Origin of the sequence: Sphingobium cyanobacteriorum (assembly GCF_030580935.1) — a bacterium.
Taxonomy (GTDB): Bacteria; Pseudomonadota; Alphaproteobacteria; order Sphingomonadales; family Sphingomonadaceae; genus Sphingobium; species Sphingobium cyanobacteriorum.
This window is the reverse complement of the sequence record NZ_JAUQOM010000063.1, coordinates 1-1,893: the sequence shown is the minus strand read 5'-3', so window position 1 is coordinate 1,893 and position 1,893 is coordinate 1. Positions and strand designations below refer to the sequence as shown.

General features: G+C 63.9%; 1 protein-coding gene. It reads right to left on the bottom strand.

Translation table 11 applies throughout. The features are described from left to right. Positions 1–1,757 (bottom strand): TonB-dependent receptor (locus tag Q4610_RS21655; RefSeq protein WP_304537839.1); only part of this gene is annotated, 1,757 nt, incomplete at its 3' end. Positions 1,758–1,893: the final 136 nt, after the last annotated feature.

The following is a 1,893-nucleotide window of genomic DNA, read 5'->3' as shown; positions in this document are numbered from 1 at the left end:
GTCACTTCGCTGTGCGTCAGCGCGGCCATGCCGCTGAGATGGAAGTTCGGCGTCACCGCCCAGGTCGCGCTAGCCTCCAGACCGTATATCTCCAAGTCGCCGATATTGCGGGTGAGCGAGACGTATCCGCCGCCCCCGTCGAAGTTGAAGAACTGCCCGGTTCGCAGGGCGTCGTCATATTTGGAATAGAAGGCGTCGATGTCGAACTGCAGCGCGCCGCCCGCGGTCACGCCCTTGGTGCCCAGCTCGTAATTGGTCAGCTTCTCCGGCCTGTAGGGCGGTAGCCCCGCCGTGTTGAAACCGCCCGAGCGGAAGCCACGCGAGACGTTGCCGTACAGGTTCCATTTCGGGCCGAGGGCGTAGGTGAAATAGACGCGCGGGTCGGTCGACTTGAAGTTCGCCTTCTGGGTCGTGGTGCCGCCGTTCCACTGGGTCACGTCGTCGCTGAAGGTGCGGACGCCGGCGCCCAGCGTCAGCCGCTGCGTGAGCCGGTAGGACAGGTCGGCGAAGCCCGACCAGGACTTGGAGGTGTCGAGATCCTCATAGGCGATCGGATAGGTGCCGCCGGCAAAATAGGAGATGCCGGTGTCGTAGAGGTCCGAGCGGGCGTCGCGGTAATAGACGCCGACCGTATATTGCAGCGGACCGCTTCCCGCCGAGGTCAACCGCAGTTCCTGGGTGAACTGGCGGGCGCGGTCGTGGATGTCGTCAAAGCCCTCGTTCTGCACCGTATAGGGAGTGCCAGGCCCGGCTATATAGGTGCTGTAATAGTCGCGGTTGAGCCGGACATAGCTGCTCGAACTGGTGAGCGTGGCGAAATCGAAGTGATAGTTGGCGGTGAGATTGTAGATCCAGGCCCGGTCCTTGCGGCTGGGGAGGAGATCAAAGTCGGGGCTCACGGGCACCGGGCGGGTGCGATCCGGATTCTCATAGTCCAGACCGAAACGACTGCTCATCCGATACAGGCCGATCGTCCCGGTCAGGTCGAAGTCGCTGCTCGGCTTGAACAGGATCTTGCCGCGGAAATTGCGGATGTTCTGGTTGTTGCCGTCCTTGATCCCGGTCCCTGGCTGGTCGATCCAACCGCCACCGTCCTCGAGGTTGCCGGCGACGCGGATGGCAAGCACGTCGGTAACGACGGGCAGGCTCAACGCGCCCGACAGGCGCAGATTGTCGCTGCCCTGGTCGATCAGCGAATAATCCGCCCTGGCGAAGCCATGAATCTCCGTGAGATCCGGGTTCTTGGTGACGAAGCGCACGGTGCCCGTCATCGCGCCCTGGCCGTAGAGCGTGCCCTGAGGCCCCTTCAGCACTTCGATACGGTCGATATCGAGCATGCGCAGATCGACCTGGCGGAACCCGCCGGTCAGCGTCACCGGCACTTCGTCCATATAGGTCGCGACCATCGCGTCGGAGCCGCGGATGTTCGCCGCGCCGCGCAGGAACACCTGGCTCGAACCGGGGCCGTCATAGCGCAGGACCAGCCCGGGCACGGCATAGGAGAATTGCTGCAGATCGGTGATCCCGCGATCGGCGATGGCGTCTCCGCTCATCGTGTTGATCGCGACCGGCACGTCGATCAGCCGCTGCTCGCGCTTCTGCGCGGTGACCACGATTTCATTGTCGATATTGCTCCGGCCGGCATCCGTTGCAGAAGCCTGGCTATTCGCCTCCTGGGCGAAGGCCGGGGCCGCGGCGATCGCCAACGCAAGGCTGGACACGGTACAAAGGCGGCGACCCAGATTGTTCAGTCTCATCGCAAATCCCCCAAGCTCTGTTGCAGTACGGAGACTGTTGCGCGCTCCGGAAGGTGAAAAGGCGCGTAGAGGGTCCGCCGTGGTGCGCGGGACGCACCATGGCGGACGGCGGCGTCGCGCGATCAGCGTCCGGCCT